This is a genomic window from Pseudomonas sp. NPDC089530 (assembly GCF_050280705.1).
Taxonomy (GTDB): Bacteria; Pseudomonadota; Gammaproteobacteria; order Pseudomonadales; family Pseudomonadaceae; genus Aquipseudomonas.
In genome coordinates this window covers 15302-33979 of sequence record NZ_JBNNVU010000027.1, presented here as the reverse complement: position 1 = coordinate 33979, position 18678 = coordinate 15302, and the positions used below count along the sequence as shown (strand labels likewise).

6 protein-coding genes are annotated in these 18678 nt (G+C 63.9%); 2 read left to right on the top strand and 4 right to left on the bottom strand.

Annotation, left to right across the window (positions count from 1 at the left end; translation table 11 throughout):
• Nucleotides 1–347: 347 nt before the first annotated feature.
• Together ACQKQA_RS13055 and ACQKQA_RS13050 are read left to right on the top strand one after the other, a co-directional pair.
• On the top strand, nucleotides 348–6767 hold the full coding sequence (locus ACQKQA_RS13055) for a DUF5801 repeats-in-toxin domain-containing protein (RefSeq protein WP_427557793.1): 6420 nt from the start codon (nucleotides 348–350) through the stop codon (nucleotides 6765–6767).
• 261 nt (nucleotides 6768–7028) lie between these two features.
• Complete coding sequence (locus tag ACQKQA_RS13050; RefSeq protein WP_427557721.1) at nucleotides 7029–11708, top strand: DUF5801 repeats-in-toxin domain-containing protein; 4680 nt, start codon at nucleotides 7029–7031, stop codon at nucleotides 11706–11708.
• 207 nt (nucleotides 11709–11915) lie between these two features.
• Here ACQKQA_RS13050 and ACQKQA_RS13045 read toward each other — a convergent pair whose 3' ends face one another.
• The 4 genes from ACQKQA_RS13045 to ACQKQA_RS13030 all read right to left on the bottom strand — a co-directional run bounded on the left by ACQKQA_RS13045 (nucleotide 11916) and on the right by ACQKQA_RS13030 (nucleotide 17812).
• Nucleotides 11916–12632 (bottom strand): response regulator transcription factor, encoded by a 717-nt coding sequence (locus ACQKQA_RS13045; RefSeq protein WP_427557718.1) that lies wholly within the window; start codon nucleotides 12630–12632, stop codon nucleotides 11916–11918.
• Nucleotides 12633–13333: 701 nt separating this feature from the next.
• Nucleotides 13334–14725: a TolC family outer membrane protein gene (locus ACQKQA_RS13040; RefSeq protein WP_427557715.1), complete on the bottom strand. Its 1392-nt coding sequence runs from the start codon at nucleotides 14723–14725 to the stop codon at nucleotides 13334–13336.
• Nucleotides 14726–14727: 2 nt separating this feature from the next.
• Complete coding sequence (locus ACQKQA_RS13035; protein WP_427557790.1) at nucleotides 14728–16041, bottom strand: HlyD family type I secretion periplasmic adaptor subunit; 1314 nt, start codon at nucleotides 16039–16041, stop codon at nucleotides 14728–14730.
• The gene (locus ACQKQA_RS13030; RefSeq protein ID WP_427557712.1) at nucleotides 16022–17812 is read right to left on the bottom strand and encodes a type I secretion system permease/ATPase; all 1791 of its coding nucleotides are present in this window, start codon (nucleotides 17810–17812) and stop codon (nucleotides 16022–16024) included. Before ACQKQA_RS13030 ends, ACQKQA_RS13035 begins: the two co-directional genes overlap by 20 nt.
• Between the last annotated feature and the right edge of the window lie 866 nt (nucleotides 17813–18678).

Sequence of the window (18678 nt, the reverse complement as noted above, 5' to 3'; positions counted from 1 at the left end):
AAACTGCAGCCCCCACGAGCAACGACACCCCGAGCGTCACCACCGACCACAGTGACTACGCCCCCGGCAGCACTGCGACCATCACGGCCAGCGGCTTCGCCGACGGCAGCACAGTGACGTTCGCCGTGGAGCATGCCACGGGCCCCGGCGCGGACCAGGTGTGGGGTACGCCCGATGACGTACTGGCCACCGACTCCGGCGCAGGGCACGATCCCTGGTCGGTGACCGACGGCGGCCCCGGTGATCTCGACGGCCTGGTCAACGGCAGCGTCACCACCTCCTGGTACGTGAACCCCGACGACTCGGCGGGCGCCACCTTCCTGCTCAGCGCGACCTCGGCGGGTGCCATGGCGACCGCCTCGTTCACCGACAGCGCGCCAATCGTCGTCGCCACCGGCGTCAACGTGTCCCTGGACGAAACCGCCGGGCTGCAGAACGCCACGGCCACGCCCAGCCCGGCGGAAGATGCCAACGACAATGACATCCTGGTGAGCGCCCTGCCCTCGGCCTTCACCGCCCGCTTGACCGCTCTCGGGGCGGGTACCCCCACAAGCGCCGCCTTGAGCGGCTACACCGGCGCCGCGGGCAATACGGGCAGCAATGCCTTCACCATCACCGCGGCACCCGGCGCCAACATTACCGATGTCAGCTTCACCGACAGCCTGGGCGCACCGCTCAACGGCCTGGACAGCGGCCTGAAGACCCTCGACGGCACCAGCATCCTGCTCTACACGGATGCGACCAATAACAACGTCGTCCTGGGCCGGGCCGGCGGCCTTGCCGGAGCGATCGTGCTCGCCGGCTACATCGAAGAAACCGGTTCACCGCTGTCGGGCGGCAAGATCTGGACCGTGGAGTACCAGCCGCTCAAGCATCCGGACGCCACTAACCCGGACGATGCCGTCAACCTGCTGAACAAGGTGTTCGTCGGCGCCAGCCAGGACCTGACCTTCAGCCTGGCCAACGCGCCTTCCGGGCAGAACCTGTTCCTGATGTTCACCAAGGCCAACCCGACGGTGTTCAACGACGCCGGGGTGATGCGGATCAGTGATCCGGCCATCATCGCCACCGGCAAGAACCCCGCCGACCAGTCGAGCGGCGTCAACATCAATACCGGCGATACCATCAACACCAGCCAGGCGGGCGGCCCGACCACCTTCGGCACCAACAACCAGATGATCACGGAACAGGAAGGCATTCGCTTTAGCTTTGTCACCGGCGCCCGGCAGGATGTGACCATTCCCAACGAGGACCAGAACGAAGCCGATGTGGAAGCCAATATCGACTTCACCGCCATGTTCAATGCGAAGTCGGCCAATTTCGATGTCGTGCAGTTGCAAAGCGGCAAGAGCGCGGTAGTGAAAATCAGTGCCTTCAGCACCGCGTCTGAACCTGGCGTGAACTTCGTCAACGGCTATGTGGGCGATACGCCGGTGGCCATCACCAATGTCCGAGTGATCAACAACGCCACCGGACTGGTGATCGAAAACTCGGACGGCTCGGCGAACGATCCGGGCATTACCATCACCTTTGCCGGCGGGGTTGCCACCGTCACCGGGATCAAGGCCGGCTACAAGATCGAATACACCACCACGACGGATCACAACCGCGTCCTGATCGAAAACGGCGCGGCCCTCAACGCCTCGGGCAATACCCACGCCGACTTCGATATCGGCGGCTTCACCCTGCGTCAGGCCACTACCACCACCGCTGAAGTCGGCTCGCAGATGATCTTCGAGGACGATGGGCCGGGAGCGGCCGGCACCGCCGTGACCGGCACGGTCGACGAAGACGGCCTGGCCAATGGCATTCCCGGCGGGGTCGGCGACGTGGCGGGCGAGGCCACGGTGGCCAGCGGCAGTGTCACCGGTATCTTCCAGCCCGGTGCCGATACACCGCTGACCTACTCCCTCGCCAGCGATACCAGCGGCCTGCCCGCCCTGAGCTCCGGTGGCGTGGCATTGGTCTATAGCGTCGTGGGCAATACCCTGACCGCCAAGGCCGGGGCGGTGGATGTGTTCACCTTCAGCCTCACGGCTGCGGGCGCCTATACCTTCACCCTGCTCAAACCGCTGGATCATCCTGCCGGTAACGACGAAAACGACATCACCCTCAACCTGGGCTCCCTGCTGAAGGCCACCGACAAGGATGGCGACTCGGTCACCGCGGCCGCCGAAAAACTGGTGATCACCGTCGATGACGACACACCAGACGCCACCGGAACCCCTGTGACCGGTACGGTCGATGAAGACGGCCTGGCCAATGGCATTGCCGGCGGCGTCGGCGACGTGGCCGGCGAAGCCACCGTGGCCAGCGGCAGCGTCACCGGCATCTTCCACTCCGGTGCCGACGTACCGCTGACCTACTCGCTCTTGAGCGATACCAGCAGCCTGCCCGCCTTGAGTTCCGGCGGCGTCGCCCTGGTGTACAGCGTGGTGGGCAACACGCTGACGGCCAAGGCCGGCGCGGTGGATGTGTTCACCTTCAGCCTCAGCGCCGCAGGTGCCTACACCTTTACCCTGCTGCAACCGCTGGATCACCCCGCCGGTAACAACGAAAACAACATCACCCTCAACCTCGGCTCCCTGCTCAAAGCCACCGATAACGATGGCGATACCGTGACGGCGGCCGCCGAGAAACTGGTGATCACCGTCAATGACGACACGCCGACCGCCACCGGCACGGCTGTGACCGGCACCGTCGATGAAGACGGCCTGGCCAATGGTATTCCCGGCGGTGTGGGCGACGTGGCCGGCGAAGCCACGGTCAACAGTGGCAGCGTCACCGGTATCTTCCAGTCCGGCGCCGATGTGCCGCTGACCTACTCGCTGTCCAGTGATACCAGCGGCTTGCCTGCGCTCAGCTCTGGCGGCGTGGCTCTGGTGTACAGCGTGGCCGGTGACACTCTCACCGCCAAGGCGGGTGCGGTGGATGTGTTCACCTTCAGCCTCAGCGCTGCCGGTGCCTATACCTTCACCCTGCTGCAACCGCTGGATCATCCCGCCGGCAATGACGAAAACAACATCACCCTCAACCTCGGCACGCTGCTCAAAGCCACCGACCACGATGGCGACACCGTCACGGCCGCGGCGGAAAAACTGGTGATCACCGTCAATGACGACACGCCAACCGCCACCGGCACCGCCGTGACCGGTACCGTCGACGAGGACGGCCTGGCCAATGGTATTCCCGGTGGTATCGGCGACGTGCCCGGCCAAGCCACGGTCAACAGTGGCAGCGTCACCGGCATCTTCCAGTCCGGCGCCGACGTGCCCCTGACCTACTCGCTGTCCAGTGACACCAGCGGCCTGCCCGCCCTGAGCTCGGGCGGCGTCGCCCTGGTGTACAGCGTGGCGGGCGACACCCTGACGGCCAAGGCCGGCGCGGTCAATGTATTCACCTTCAGCCTCAGTGCCGCGGGTGCCTATACCTTTACCCTGCTCCAGCCGCTGGATCATCCCGCCGGTAACGACGAGAACGACATCACCCTCAACCTGGGATCGCTGCTCAAAGCCACCGACAAGGACGGCGATACAGTGACGGCCGCCGCCGAGAAACTGGTGATCACCGTCGATGACGACACGCCAGACGCCACGGGCACCGCCGTGACCGGCACCGTCGATGAAGACGGCCTGCCCAACGGCATTGCCGGTGGTATCGGCGACGTGCCCGGCCAGGCCACGGTCAACACCGGCAGCGTCACCGGCATCTTCCACTCCGGCGCCGACGTGCCCCTGACCTACTCGCTGTCCAGCGACACCAGCGGCTTGCCAGCGCTGAGTTCCGGTGGCGTGGCCCTGGTGTACAGCGTGGCCGGCGATACGTTGACGGCCAAGGCCGGCGCGGTGAATGTATTCACCTTCAGCCTGAGCGCTGCCGGTGCTTACACCTTCACCCTGCTGCAACCCCTGGACCACCCCGCCGGCAACGATGAAAACGACATCACCCTCAACCTGGGCACCTTGCTCAAGGCCACCGACAAGGACGGCGATACGGTAACGGCTACTGCCGAGAAGCTGGTGATCACCGTCGATGACGACACGCCAGACGCCACCGGCACCGCCGTGACCGGTACCGTCGACGAAGACGGCCTGGCCAACGGCATTGCCGGTGGTATCGGCGACGTGCCCGGCCAAGCCACGGTCAACAGTGGCAGCGTGACCGGCATCTTCCACTCCGGCGCCGACGTTCCGCTGACCTACTCGCTGTCCAGCGACACCAGTGGTTTGCCGGCCCTGAGTTCGGGCGGCGTGGCCCTGGTCTACAGCGTGGCGGGCGATACGTTGACGGCCAAGGCCGGCGCGGTGGATGTCTTCACCTTCAGCCTCAGCGCTGCCGGTGCCTACAGCTTCACCCTGCTGCAACCGCTGGATCATCCCGCCGGTAACGACGAGAACGACATCACCCTCAACCTGGGCTCCCTGCTCAAAGCCACCGACAACGACGGTGACACGGTAACGGCCGCGGCGGAAAAACTGGTCATTACCGTGGATGACGACACGCCAACCGCCACTGGTACCCCCGTGACCGGTACGGTCGATGAAGACGGCCTGGCCAATGGTATTCCCGGCGGTGTGGGCGACGTGGCCGGCGAAGCCACGGTCAACAGTGGCAGCGTCACCGGTATCTTCCAGTCCGGCGCCGATGTACCGCTGACCTACTCGCTGTCCAGCGATACCAGCGGCTTGCCAGCGCTCAGCTCTGGCGGCGTGGCCCTGGTGTACAGCGTGGCCGGTGACACTCTCACCGCCAAGGCGGGTGCAGTGGATGTGTTCACCTTCAGCCTCAGCGCCGCGGGTGCCTACACCTTTACCCTGCTCAAGCCGCTGGATCATCCCGCCGGTAACGACGAGAACGACATCACCCTCAACCTCGGCACGCTGCTCAAGGCCACCGACAAGGACGGCGACACGGTAACGGCCGCTGCCAACAAGCTGGTGATCACCGTCGATGACGACACGCCGACCGCCACCGGCACGCCTGTGGCCGGCACGGTCGACGAGGACGGCCTGGCCCATGGCATTCCCGGTGGCGTGGGCGACGTACCGGGCGAAGCCACGGTGGCCAGTGGCAGCGTGACGGGGATCTTCCAGTCCGGCGCCGACGTACCGCTGAGCTACTCCCTGTCCACCGATACCAGCGGCCTGGCGGCGCTGAGCTCCGGCGGCACGGCCCTGGTGTACAGCGTGGCGGGCGATACCCTGACGGCCAAGGCCGGTGCGGTCAGTGTGTTCACCTTCAGCCTCAGCGCCGCGGGGGCCTACGCCTTTACCCTGCTGCAACCGCTGGATCATGCCGCCGGTAACGATGAAAACGACCTCACCCTCAACCTGGGCACACTGCTGCAGGCCACCGACAAGGACGGCGACACGGTAACGGCCGCGGCCAACAAGCTGGTGATCACCGTTGACGACGACACCCCGACCCTGGCCTTCGGCAACCTGATCGGTACCGGTACCGACCACGCGCAGCAAGGCTACTGGGATCTGGGCACGGGCGCCGACGGGCTGAATGCCAACGGCCTGGATATCTCCCTGGTGAACGGCCAGTTCACCCTGGTCAGGCCGGACAACACGACCACCACCGGCACCGGTACCCTGGTCGAGCAATCGCCTTCGCCGGACGGCAGCGGCGCCTACCAGTTCGCCGGCACCCTGACCGGTGACTTCGACAACAACGCGGCCACGGCCAATACCACCGTGCACTACACCCTGACGGCCTACGCCAACGGCACCTATGCCCTGGACCTGCTGGAAAGCTTCCAGTCGACCGTGGTGGTCAGCAGTGCCGACGGCTCGCTGGATGCCGGCGGCCCGGACCCGGTACGCACCCTGACCATCGGCACCGAGCATGTGGTGTTCTTCGCCGCCAATCCGTTGGCGCCACAAACCGGTTCGAACAGCATCCTGACCGGGGTCGGGGTCGGAGCCCCCGACCCTACCGAGGCACAACTGCAGACCAACCCTCTGCCGTCGTACATCGGCAACTCGGCGATGAACGTCAGTACCTCGGGGATCGGTATCGCCAACAACCTGCTGGAGGGCAACACCACGGCCGGCATCAATGCCGGTGACGAGAGCTTCGTGATCAACCCCGAGACCCTGTTGACGGGCATGAAGATCTTTATCGACAACTCGGTGCAGGGCTACAACCCGGCCACGGAAGAGCTGTACTACACCATCTACTACGATAACGGCACCACCTCGGGCGCCCCGATCAAGGTACTGGCCGGCGACCTGCACGCGGAGGCAGGCAACCAGAAGTCCTTCACCGTGCAGTGGGATGGCACCCACCTGATCGATGCGGTCCAGCTGACGATGGGCAAGGGTGAGGTCAAGATCCCGGTGATCCAGTTCATTCATGAGACCGAGAACCTGGCCAGCGATATCAAGCTGTCCTTCAACGCAACGGTCACCGACAAGGACGGGGATACGGCGGCCAGCGCGTTCAACGCCAACCTGATCGCCAACGACCCGACCGATGCGCTGTTCGACTTCCGCCTGGTGGGCACCACGGGGGCGCGGGATGCCTTCAACATCGACCTGTCGGGCGCCGACAACAAGTACCAGGTCACCGGCTTCGATACGGCCGCCGGTGCCCGGGATACCCTGGTGCTGGTCGGTGATCCGGGTGCCACCGTGCAGTCGATCAACAATGCCGGCGCCGACGGCGTGGTGACGATCGCCGAGACCGGCGGACAGCTGACCACCATTACCCTGGTCGGCGCTCATCCGCTCAATACCGACATCGTGCACGCCAGCGTCTGAAACGTAGCGCGGTAAACCGATGCGAGGGTGGCCTGGGAACCACCCTCGCTTTTTTTAGCGCCGATATGGGCAACCCGCGTACGGAGTCGATGGAAGATCCGCGCCGACTCGCGCCTTTTTACCCCTGGATAGGCTAAAACTCCCATCCCGCCTGGGAGTATCGGCCAATGCGCGACCCGCGCCGCATCACCATAGTTGTGACAGGTGCCAGCAGAAGGCCACGGTCCGGCCTCGACGACTGGAACTGTTCAGGAGACCGTCATGACTACGCCGAAAAAACCCATACTCCCCACGAACGACCTGACCGATAGCAGCAGCGCCGCTCTGTACCCCGTTCTCTCCAGCTACGACACCCTGTCCACCGCCAGTATCCAGACCAACAGCGCCTCGCTGATCGTCGCCACCGGCGCGAGCGTTTCCCTGGACGAAACCGCCGGGCTGCAGAACGCCACGGCCACGCCCAGCCCGGCAGAAGATGCCAACGACAATGACATCCTGGTGGCCGCCCTGCCCTCAGACTTCACTACCCGCTTGACCGCCCTCGGGGCCGGTACCGCCACGGGTGCTGCCTTGAGCGGCTACACCGGCGCCGCGGGCGATACGGGCAGCAATGCCTTTACCCTCAGCCCGCCCCCCGGCGGCAGCATTACCGATATCAGCTTCACCGACAGCCTGGGCGCGCCGCTCAATGGCCTGGACAGCGGCCTGCTGACCCTCGATGGCACCAGCATCCTGCTCTATACCGATACGACCAATAACAACATCGTTGTGGGTCGGGCCGGCGGCCCTGCCGGGGCGATCGTGTTCGCCGGCTATATCGAAGAAACCGGCTCGCCGGTGTCGGGCGGCAAGATCTGGACCGTGGAATACCAACCGCTCAAGCATCCGGACGCCACTAACCCGGACGATGCCGTCAACCTGCTGAACAAGGTGTTCATCGGCGCCAGCCAGGACCTGAGTTTCAGCCTGGCCAACGCGCCTTCCGGGCAGAACCTGTTCCTGATGTTCACCAAGGCCAACCCGACGGTGTACAACGACGCCGGGGTGATACGGATCAGCGATCCGACGATCATCGCCACCGGCAAGGACCCCGCCGACCAGTCCTCGGGCGTCAACATCAACACCGGTGACACCATCAACACCAGCCAGGGCGGCGGCTCGACCACCTTCGGCACCAACAACCAGATGATCGTGGAACAGGAAGGCATCCGGTTCACCTTCGTCACCGGTGCCCGGCAGAACGTGACCATTCCCAACCTGGACCAGAACGAAGCCGATGTGGAAGCCAATATCGACTTCACCAACATGTTTAATGCCAAGTCGGCCACCTTCGATGTGGTGCAACTGCAGAGCGGCAAGAGTGCCGTGGTGAAAGTCAGTGCCTTCAGCACCGCAGTCGAATCCGGGGTGAACTTCGTCAACGGCTACAGCAACGATACGCCGGTGACCATCACCAATGTCCGGGTGGTCAACATCAGCACCGGGCAAGTGATCGAGAACTCCGACGGCTCGGTGAATGACCCGAGCATTGCCATCACCTTTGCCGGCGGAGTGGCCACCATCACCGGGGTCAAGGCCGGCTACAGGATCGAATACAGCACCTCCGCGGATCACAACCGCGTCCTGGTGGAGAACGGTGCGGCCCTCAACGCCTCGGGCAATAACCACGCCGACTTCGATGTCGGTGGTTTCACCCTGAAACAGGCCTCGACCGAGACCACCGAGATCGGCTCGAAGATGATCTTCGAGGACGATGGGCCGGGAGCGGCCGGCACCGCCGTGACCGGTACGGTCGACGAAGACGGCCTGGCCAATGGCATTCCCGGCGGTGTCGGTGACGTGCCCGGCGAAGCCACGGTCGCTAGCGGCAGCGTCACCGGCATCTTCCAGCCTGGCGCCGACGTGCCGCTGAGCTATTCCCTGGCGACCGATACCAGCGGCTTGCCTGCGCTGAGTTCGGGCGGCGTGGCCCTGGTCTACAGCGTGGTCGGCGATACCCTCACCGCCAAGGCCGGCGCGGTCAATGTCTTCACCTTCACCCTGAGCGCAGCGGGTGCCTACACCTTTACCCTGCTGCAACCGCTGGACCATCCCGCCGGTAACGACGAAAACAACATCAACATCAACCTGGGCTCCCTGCTGAAGGCCACCGACAAGGATGGCGACTCGGTCACGGCGGCGGCCGAGAAGCTGGTGATCACTGTCAATGACGACACGCCAGACGCCACCGGCACCGCCGTGACCGGCACGGTCGATGAAGACGGCCTGGCCAACGGCATTCCCGGCGGTATCGGCGATGTGCCCGGCGAAGCCACGGTGGCCAGCGGCAGCGTGACCGGCATCTTCCACTCCGGCGCCGACGTGCCCCTGACCTACTCGCTCTCGAGCGATACCAGCAGCCTGCCCGCCCTGAGCTCCGGCGGCGTGGCCCTGGTGTACAGCGTGGTGGGCGACACACTGACGGCCAAGGCCGGCGCGGTGGATGTCTTCACCTTCAGCCTCAGCGCTGCCGGCGCCTACAGCTTCACCCTGCTCAAACCGCTGGATCACCCCGCCGGTAACGACGAAAACAACATCACCCTCAACCTCGGCTCCCTGCTCAAAGCCACCGATAACGATGGCGACACCGTGACGGCCGCTGCCGAGAAACTGGTGATCACCGTCAATGACGACACGCCGACCGCCACCGGCACCCCTGTGACCGGTACGGTCGACGAAGACGGCCTGGCCAACGGCATCCCCGGCGGTATCGGCGACGTGCCCGGCGAAGCTACCGTGGCCAGTGGCAGCGTGACGGGCATCTTCCAGTCCGGCGCCGACGTACCGCTGACCTACTCGCTGTCCAGCGACACCAGCGGCCTGCCCGCCCTGAGTTCCGGCGGTGTGGCCCTGGTGTACAGCGTGGCCGGCGATACCCTCACCGCCAAGGCCGGCGCGGTCAATGTGTTCACCTTCAGCCTCAGCGCCGCGGGTGCCTACAGCTTTACCCTGCTGCAACCGCTGGATCACCCCGCCGGTAACGACGAAAACAACATCACCCTCAACCTCGGCACGCTGCTCAAAGCCACCGATAACGATGGCGACACCGTCACGGCTGCCGCCGAGAAGCTGGTGATCACCGTCAATGACGACACGCCAACCGCCACCGGAACCCCTGTGACCGGTATCGTCGACGAAGACGGCCTGGCCCATGGCATTCCCGGTGGTATCGGCGATGTGCCCGGTGAAGCCACAGTCGCCAGTGGCAGCGTGACGGGGATCTTCCAGTCCGGCGCCGATGTACCGCTGAGCTACTCCCTGTCCAGCGATACCAGCGGCCTGGCGGCGCTGAGCTCCGGCGGCACGGCCCTGGTGTACAGCGTGGCCGGCGATACCCTGACGGCCAAGGCGGGGGCGGTCAATGTGTTCACCTTCAGCCTCAGCGCTGCGGGTGCCTACGCCTTTACCCTGCTGCAACCCCTGGACCATGCCGCGGGTAACAACGAAAACGACCTCACCCTCAACCTGGGCACCTTGCTGCAAGCCACCGACAAGGACGGCGACATCGTGACGGCGGCCGCCAACAAGCTGGTGATCACCGTCAATGACGACACCCCGACCCTGGCCTTCGGCAACCTGATCGGTACCGGTACCGACCACGCGCAGCAAGGCTACTGGGACCTGGGCACGGGCGCCGACGGGCTGAATGCCAACGGCCTGGACATCTCCCTGGTGAACGGCCAGTTCACCCTGGTAAGGCCGGACAACACGACCACCACCGGTACCGGCACTCTGGTCGAACAGTCGCCTTCGCCGGATGGCAGTGGCGCCTACCAGTTCGCCGGCACCTTGACCGGTGACTTCGACAACAACCCTGCCACGGCGAACACCACCGTCCACTACACCCTGAGCGCCTATGCCAATGGCACCTACGCCCTGGATCTGCTGGAAAGCTTCCACTCCACCGTCGTCCTCAGCACCGCCGACGGTTCGCTGGACGCCGGTGGGCCTGATCCGGTGCGCACCCTGACCATTGGCACCGAGCATGTGGTGTTCTTCGGCGCGGATCCGCTGGCTCCGCAAACCGGTCCGAACAGCATCCTGACCGGTGTCGGCATCGGGGCGCCCGACCCTACCGAGGCGCAACTGCAGACCAACCCGCTGCCGTCGTACATCGGTACCGCGGCCTTGAACGTCAGTACCTCGGGCATCGGCATCGCCAACAACAACCTGGAGGGCAACAACACCGCTGGCATCAATGCCGGTGACGAGAGCTTCGTGGTCAACCCCGAGACCCTGTTGACGAGTATGAAAGTGTTTATCGACAACTCGGTGCAGGGCTACGACCCGGCCACGGAAGAGTTGTACTACACCATCTACTACGACAACGGCACGACCTCGGGCGCACCGATCAAGGTGCAGGCCGCTGACCTGCATGCGGAAGCCGGAGGCCAGAAATCCTTCACCCTCAATTGGGATGGCACCCACCTGATAGACGCCGTCCAACTGACGATGGGCAAGGGCACGATCAAGATCCCGGTAATCCAGTTCGCTCACGAGACCGAGAGCCTGGCCAGCGATATCAAGCTGTCGTTCAACGCGACGGTCACCGACAAGGACGGGGACACGGCGGCCAGCGCGTTCAACGCCAACCTGTTCGCCAACGACCCGAACGATGCGCTGTTCGACTTCCGCCTGGTGGGTACTACCGGTGCCCGGGATGCCTTCAACATCGACCTGTCGGGCGCCGATAACAAGTATCAGGTCACCGGCTTCGATACGGCCGCCGGTGCCCGGGATACGCTGGTGCTGATCGGTGATCCGGGGGCCACGGTGCAGTCGATCAACAACGCGGGCGCCGACGGCGTGGTGACGATCGCCGAGACCGGCGGACAGCTGACCACCATTACCCTGGTCGGGGCCCATCCGCTCAACACCGACATCGTGCATGGCAGCGTCTGAAACGCAGCGGGGAAACGGATGCGAAGGTGGCCTGGAAACCACCTTCGCATTTTTTGCGGTTCCGAGGTGCGCGGCGCGCCGAATGCCAAAACCCCACAAGGCTGGCAGGACAGGACGGCAGACGGCGATTCACGCGGCAGGAATCGACCAGGACAACGACGGCCCAGGCGCCTCACGAGGCTGTCGGGCCATGTCCTGAAGGGAAACTCAATCCGGTCCCGCCCGAGTGGACTTGGGCGGTTCCTCACCACTGGTGAGCCCATGTTTGAGCGCATACATCAGCAAGTCGATACGGTTGATCAGATCCAGCTTCTGATAGATGTTGCTGAGGTGGTTGTGCACGGTGTGCTCGCTGATGCCCAGCCGCTCGGCGATGCTCATGTACTTGGCGGACGGGTCGCCGACGATGGCGTAGATCAGTTCCCTTTCGCGCAGCGTCAGCCGCGCCTGTTTCGCTCGCTCCTTGTTGCATCGCAGGGACACATGCCGGGTCGCGGCATAGTCGGACAACTCACCGGACCAGGCCCGGTCCAGGCCGGTGTCGTGATGATGGACCTGGATAATGGCCCGGATGATCGACTCCGTCGGATCCTCCGCCAGCACGATGCCCCGCGCGCCCGCCTCCATCACCTCGGCCACCGGGATGGCTTCGTACAGGCCCTTGAGCACCAGCACCTTCATTTCGCTGTTGCGGGCAAGCCCGGCAACGACCTCCAGCGGGCTCAGCGCATCCGGAAAGAAACTGAAAAAAACCACATCGGGACGCAATTGATCGGCCAGGTCCAACGCATGGGTATAGGTGGTGGCATGGCCGCTCACCTCCATCCGGGGTTTCCTGGCATTGATCACGTCGTGAAGGCCCATGAGCACAAGAGGGCGACAATCGATCAGCATGACGCGTATCGTTTTTTTGTGGTCTGGCATACCTTCCTGCCTCCCCTGAAAAACGAATGATGGCCTCCCTCCGCTGGCCTTTTTTGATCAGCCGCTAGCTCACCCATCCACCGCGCCCGGAGGACGAATGCAAACGCCGACTACCGTTGAAGGTGCCCGTCCAGGTGTTGGCAACCGGGTGGCACCACCAGGCGTTACGCAGGTTTCCAACGCCGGGCAAGACTCTTGAAACGATATGAATAGGAATACGTATCAATAGCTTACAGGTGTTTTTCGGGCTCCCGCGAACCCCTGCATTGAGTCTAGGCCAGCCCTGTGTGCTGCCCGCCCGCCCATCGGCCAGTCATCGTCCCAAGCCCGGGGAGTTGGCCCCGCCGAGGCCCCCGAGGACCGCCCTGCCCCCTGAAAATCAAGATCTTAGGTGTACCGCAGGCGATCCGCGGGCCACACCGCCCCAACCCCGGCTCGTCAATTAACGGACGAATGGCGTACAACTCAGTACAAGAATGGCGAGTATGTCAATTTACCGGCGAGATCCGCCTTGCCGTCCCAGGCCTGCCCGGCCCCCCTCAAGGCCCGCCAGGCAGGCGAGCGGCCTGCGCTGAGGTCCCAGGCCCCCTTGGCGATGCTCGCCTGCGCACAGGCCTTGCAAACGCCATCGCCCCAGCAGAATGACTCTGTGGGGCGACGGACAGTCTGGGGTGAAAAGGCGGATAACGCTCAAGCGCGGTCTATTCCTCGGCGTCGACGTCCACGGCCTGGCCGGCGCTACCGGGACTCAGCCAGCCGTTGACGCTGGCGACGCTTTCCCCCGGCGGTTTTCCCGCCCAGCGATTGAGGCTGAAGACGTTGCTGAGGAACTCGTATTGGGTCTTGAGCAGGTCACGCCGCACGCGGAATTCGTTGCGCACGCTGGTCAGTACATCGACGGCATTGACCATGCCGTAGCTCAGGCCCTTCTCCGCCGCCACCCTGGACAGCTGGGCCGACTCCAGGGCCAGGCGATTGGCGTCGATCTTTTCGCCGTTGGAATTGGCGGTCAGGTAGGCGCTGGTGATTTCCTTGACCACCCGGCGCCGGATCGACTCCAGCTGCTGCTCGGCGACCTGTTGATCCTGGTAGAGCCCGCGGACCCGCGCCGAGGTCGAGCCGCCGCTGTACAGCGGCACCTGGACGCCGATACCGGCCACATAACTGTCGGTGCGCGGCGCCAGGGTGTTGTTGTAGCCTTCGTTGGTCTGTTGCGCGCTCAGGTTCAGGCTCACGGTCGGATAGTGCCCGCCCTTGCCACCACGCAACGCCGCGTTCGCGGCCTCGACGCCGCTCTCGCTGGCCTTGAGCGTCGGGTTCAGCTCCATGCCCTCGCGCACCCAGGACTCGAGGCTCTGCGCCGTCACCCGCAGTTGCGCATTGTTGCTGATCCGGTTGAGCTTCTCCTTGACCGGCCGGCCGACGATCTCCGCCAGGGACTCGCGGCTGATGCTGGCCTGGTTGCGGGCATCCATCTCCTGCGCCGCGAGCAAGTCCACCCGGGCCTTGAGATCGAGCTGGTCGGTCACCATGGCCATCTGCTTGTCGTACAGGGCATTGACCCGGTCCAGGCTCTTTTGCGTGGTGCGCCGCTCGGCCCTCACCAACTCCAGTTCGTCCTCGGCCGCCAAGGCGGTGAAGTAACGCCGCGCCAGCTCCACCGCGGCCTCGGACTGGGCGTCCAGCGCTTCGGATTCGGACTGCTTGGCCAGGCTCTTGAACTTCTGGTAGTTCTCCCAGGCGGCCTTGTTGTAGAGGTACTGGCGCAGCACCAGGCTGTAGCTTTCGCTATCGAAGCTGCGCGCATCGATCAGGTCGTTTTCCTGGTGGATCCGGTTCGCCCCGGCGTTGAACGACAGTTGTGGCAACAGCGCCCCCATGGCCTCGCGCTGATACTCCTTGCCCGCTTGCGCCTGTGCAAAGGAGGCCAGGACCTTGGGGTCCTCCAAGCGGGCCTCGCGATACAGTTGCATCAGGTCCGTGGAATAGGTCGAGGCCCGGACCTCTTTCGGTGTTGCGGCAGGGGTTTGTGCTAGTGCGGCCCCTGTTGTAAGCATCAATACCCCACCCAACAGCATTGACGACACTTCCATGGTCACTCCTCGATCATCGATTGAGACATGACATCCCGGGCCGGCTGCAACAGGTACTGCAACAGCGTCCGTTGCCCGGTGATGATCAATACGTCTGCCGGCATCCCCGGCAACAGCCTGCGTTCCCCCAAGGTACGCACCCCTTTCTCGGTCACCCGGACCCGCGCCAGGTAATAACCATTCCCGGTCTTTTCATTGACCAGCCGGTCGGCCGAGACACTGCTGACCTCGCCCTCGATCACCGGAGTGGTCGAGCTCTTGAACGCACCGAAACGGATATCGGCCCGCTTGCCGATGCCGACCCGGTCGATATCCACCGGCGCCACCTGGGCCTCGATGACCAGCTCGGACACCGATGGCACGATGTCCAGAAGCGGCGTCGCCGCGCGCACCACACCGCCCACGGTGTGCACGGTCATGCCGATCACCATGCCCGCCTCGGGGGCGCGGATGACGATACGGCTGAGCCGGTCCTCAAGGGCCGAGGTTTTCTCCTGCAAGTCATAGATCTTGGTTTGCACTTCCGCCAGTTGCTTGGCCACATCGGCGTTGAAATCCTTGTCGATCTGCAGGATCTGCAGCTGGGTTTCGTTGATCTGCAGGCGGGTGCGGTTAATGGTCGAACGGTGATCCGACACCTCGGTCCTGAGCATTCCCAGCTTGCGTTCCTGCTCGAGCATGCGTTGCTTGTCGACGAAGCCTTGCTTGAGCAGCTCGCTCAACTCGCCGATTTCATTGCTGTAGGAACTCTCCAGCTGGACCTTGGTGCCGACCATCGACTCCAGGCCCCTGATCTGTTGCTGCAACTGGCCGATGCGCTCCTGCAGCACCGAGACCTGGCCCAGGCGCGAGCCGCGCCGGGCGTTGAACACCTGGGTCTCGCTCTGGCGCGCTTCCTCCCCGCGCGGGCTGCTGAGATCGGCCACCCGCCCGAAGTCGATCGCCGGCAGCGCATCGCGCTCGGAGATCAGCCGCGCTTCCGTGGCCTTGGCCGCCACCAGCTGACCGTGGGCCATCTCGTATTCGAAACGCAGCTGGGCATCGTCGAGGACGATCAACGGATCGTCCTGCTTGACGATATCCCCGTCATGGACCAGTACCTCCTTGACGATCCCGCCCTCAAGGTGCTGGACCGTCTTGCGGTACGCCTGCACGGTGACCACCCCGGGGGCGTAGGCGGCACCGTCCAGGGGCGCGATGGCCGCCCAGGTGCCGAACAGGCCGAAGGTCACCCCGATGATACTCAGGCCCAGGCGGCGGACTTTGCGGTCGGACACCGGGAGGTGGGCGAAGCTCTCAATTTGTCGGCTGGGCATCGTAGGATTCATCGCCATGGTCCTTACGGGTATCGACCGGAGCCACACTGGCGCCCGCGGGGGCTGGCATGGCGTGTTTCTGGCCCTGCTGTTGCTGCGCGCTGAGCTCGGCCAGTACATGCTCGCGCGGCCCATAGAGGCTGATCTCCCCGGCGATCATCACCATCAGCCGATCCAGTTGCGACACGATGTTGGTGCGATGGGTAATCACGAACAGGGTCGCGCCGGTGTGCTTGATCTGCTGGATGGCGGCCGCCAGGGCGCGATCGCCGACCTCGTCGAGATTGGAATTGGGCTCGTCGAGAATGATCAGCCGCGGGTGCCCGTACAGGGCGCGGGCCAGGCCGATGCGCTGGCGCTGCCCGCCCGAGAGCATCACCCCTTCGCTGCCGATGACCGTGTCGTAGCCATCGGGCAGCAGCAGGATCATTTCGTGAACGCCGGCGGTCTTGGCCGCCTGGATGACTTTCACCGGATCGATCTCGGCGAAACGGGCAATGTTCTCGGCGACGCTGCCTTCGAACAGTTCGATGTCCTGGGGCAGGTAGCCGATATGCGGGCCAAGCTCATGCTTGTCCCAGGTGCTGATGTCCGCGCCATCGAGCCGGACCCCCCCATGCTGCGCGGGCCAGACCCCCATCAGCGCCCGAGCCAGGGTCGACTTGCCCGAGGCGCTGGGGCCGATGATGCCCACCACGCAACCGGCGGGGACGTTGAAGCTGATGTTCTTGAGGATCGGGGTTTTCGAGCCCGGGGCCGCGACAATCAGGTTCTCCACCTGCACCTGCCCATTGGGCGCGGGCAACGGCAGGCGCTCGGGTTGGCCCTGCAGCTTTTCGAGGATGTCGTTCAGCCGTTTGTACTGCGAGCGGGCGGTGATGAAACCCTTCCAACTGCTGATCATCAGGTCGATCGGGGCCAGCGCCCGCCCGAGCAGCACCGCCCCGGCGAACACCATGCCCGCCCCCACCTGGTGGTCCACCGCCAGGTAGGCGCCCAGGCCCAGCACCAGCGATTGCACCAGCAGCCGGAAAGACCGGGAAATCGTACTGACGATCGCCCCCCGGTCGCTCGCCAGGGACTGCAGCAGCAACACGTTGCCCTGCCGACGCCCCCAGCGGTCCATCAGGGTTTCCAGCATGCCCATGGACTCGATGACTTCGGCGTTGCGCAGGTTCTTGGTGGTGTAGAGCGTGGAGCCGATATGCTCCTTGTTGGCCTGGGCCAGGGTCGACGCCGTGAGCTTCTCGTTGACCACGGCCAGGATCAGCAGCAACAGCGCACTACCCGTCGCGACCCAGCCGAACCAGGGATGGAAGAGGAACATCACGGCGACATAGATCGGCAACCAGGGCGCGTCGAAAAAGGCGAACAGACCGTTGCCGGAGAGAAACTGCCGCAGCCCCGTCAGGTCGTTGAGCGGCTGCGCCGACGCATCCATGCCGCCACTGTCCAGGGCGCGCTTGAAGCTGGCCTTGTAGACCTGGCGGCTGAGCAACACATCCAGCCGGGTACTGACCCGGACCATGATGCGCGACCGCACCCACTCCAGGGAGCCCATGGTGATCACCAGCGCGGTCATGATCAGCGTCAGCATCGCCAGGGTCGTCAGGCTTCCGCTGGTGATCACCCGCCCATACACCTGCAGCATGTAGAAGGTGGGAACGAGCATCAGCGCGTTGATAAAGAAGCTGAAGAAGCCGACAGACATGAAGCTGTCCCGACAGGCTTTCAACGCATCTTTCAGACTGTTTTCCGGTGTGGTTCGCATCGCGATTCCTGCCCTGAGAGCCGGTCTTTCTGGAGCTTAGATCATGCCGGACCACCACGTGCCGCAATTGGCCCTATGCGCCCGGGGGCAAACCCCGGGCAATAGAGACAGGGGCTGTAAACGCCGGGCCTCGATATCTCGATTTGTTCTGATCGCAGGGTTGGCCGGCCTTGGAAAGGCCCCTGGGGCGGCCGTTACAGGAGGTCAAGGCCACGCTCGCATCGGCCGATCGACACAGGGGCATGCCCCATGCCCTACTCCCCTTGTCGAGCACCCATGTCATCCAGCTCGCCATTGCGCACGGCGACCTTGATCGCTATCGCTGGCCATGTGCTTATGGGCTACATTAGCGTTGATAGCCTCAATGAAGTTTGCATCCGCCGAACAGTTAACACCCTCAACAAAGCTGGCTATATGGGGCTTTTTCTTAATCAGCGGAGTTGGATTCGTCGTTATCTTGTTCCGTAGCTACAGGAAGATCGACGATTCAGACCATAAGTAAAACCGGATCACTGCATCCTGAACAATCACGGGCGGAGCTTCAAGAAAACCCAGGCGCTTTACTACTCCAGCGAGCCCACACCAAGAGAGAAATATGTTCAGGGCAATATTATTACTGATAATTCTGTGGTGCATATTCATATCAACTGCAATGGCAGTTGTACCAGAACGGGTGCTCGACTATGTAAAACAAAGCCGCATGTGGATGTGGTATATGAAATCCATGTTTAGTATTACAAGTGAGTCGCTCAGTAGCAGAGCAGCTGTTCGGTGGGTACGTATTCAAGGAGGAATCGGTCTGGTTGCAGCACTGCTAGCTCAGTATGTTTGGCTTACTACCCCCCTTAGTCCATAGGCAACCAGAG

What these genes read in the sequence shown, in the direction of transcription:
- ACQKQA_RS13055 (WP_427557793.1), top strand. Translation starts at nt 348, where the DNA reads ATGGCGACCGCCTCGTTCACCGACAGCGCGCCAATCGTCGTCGCCACC.
- ACQKQA_RS13050 (WP_427557721.1), top strand. Translation starts at nt 7,029, where the DNA reads ATGACTACGCCGAAAAAACCCATACTCCCCACGAACGACCTGACCGAT.
- ACQKQA_RS13045 (WP_427557718.1), bottom strand. Translation starts at nt 12,632, where the DNA reads ATGCCAGACCACAAAAAAACGATACGCGTCATGCTGATCGATTGTCGC.
- ACQKQA_RS13040 (WP_427557715.1), bottom strand. Translation starts at nt 14,725, where the DNA reads ATGGAAGTGTCGTCAATGCTGTTGGGTGGGGTATTGATGCTTACAACA.
- ACQKQA_RS13035 (WP_427557790.1), bottom strand. Translation starts at nt 16,041, where the DNA reads ATGCCCAGCCGACAAATTGAGAGCTTCGCCCACCTCCCGGTGTCCGAC.
- ACQKQA_RS13030 (WP_427557712.1), bottom strand. Translation starts at nt 17,812, where the DNA reads ATGCGAACCACACCGGAAAACAGTCTGAAAGATGCGTTGAAAGCCTGT.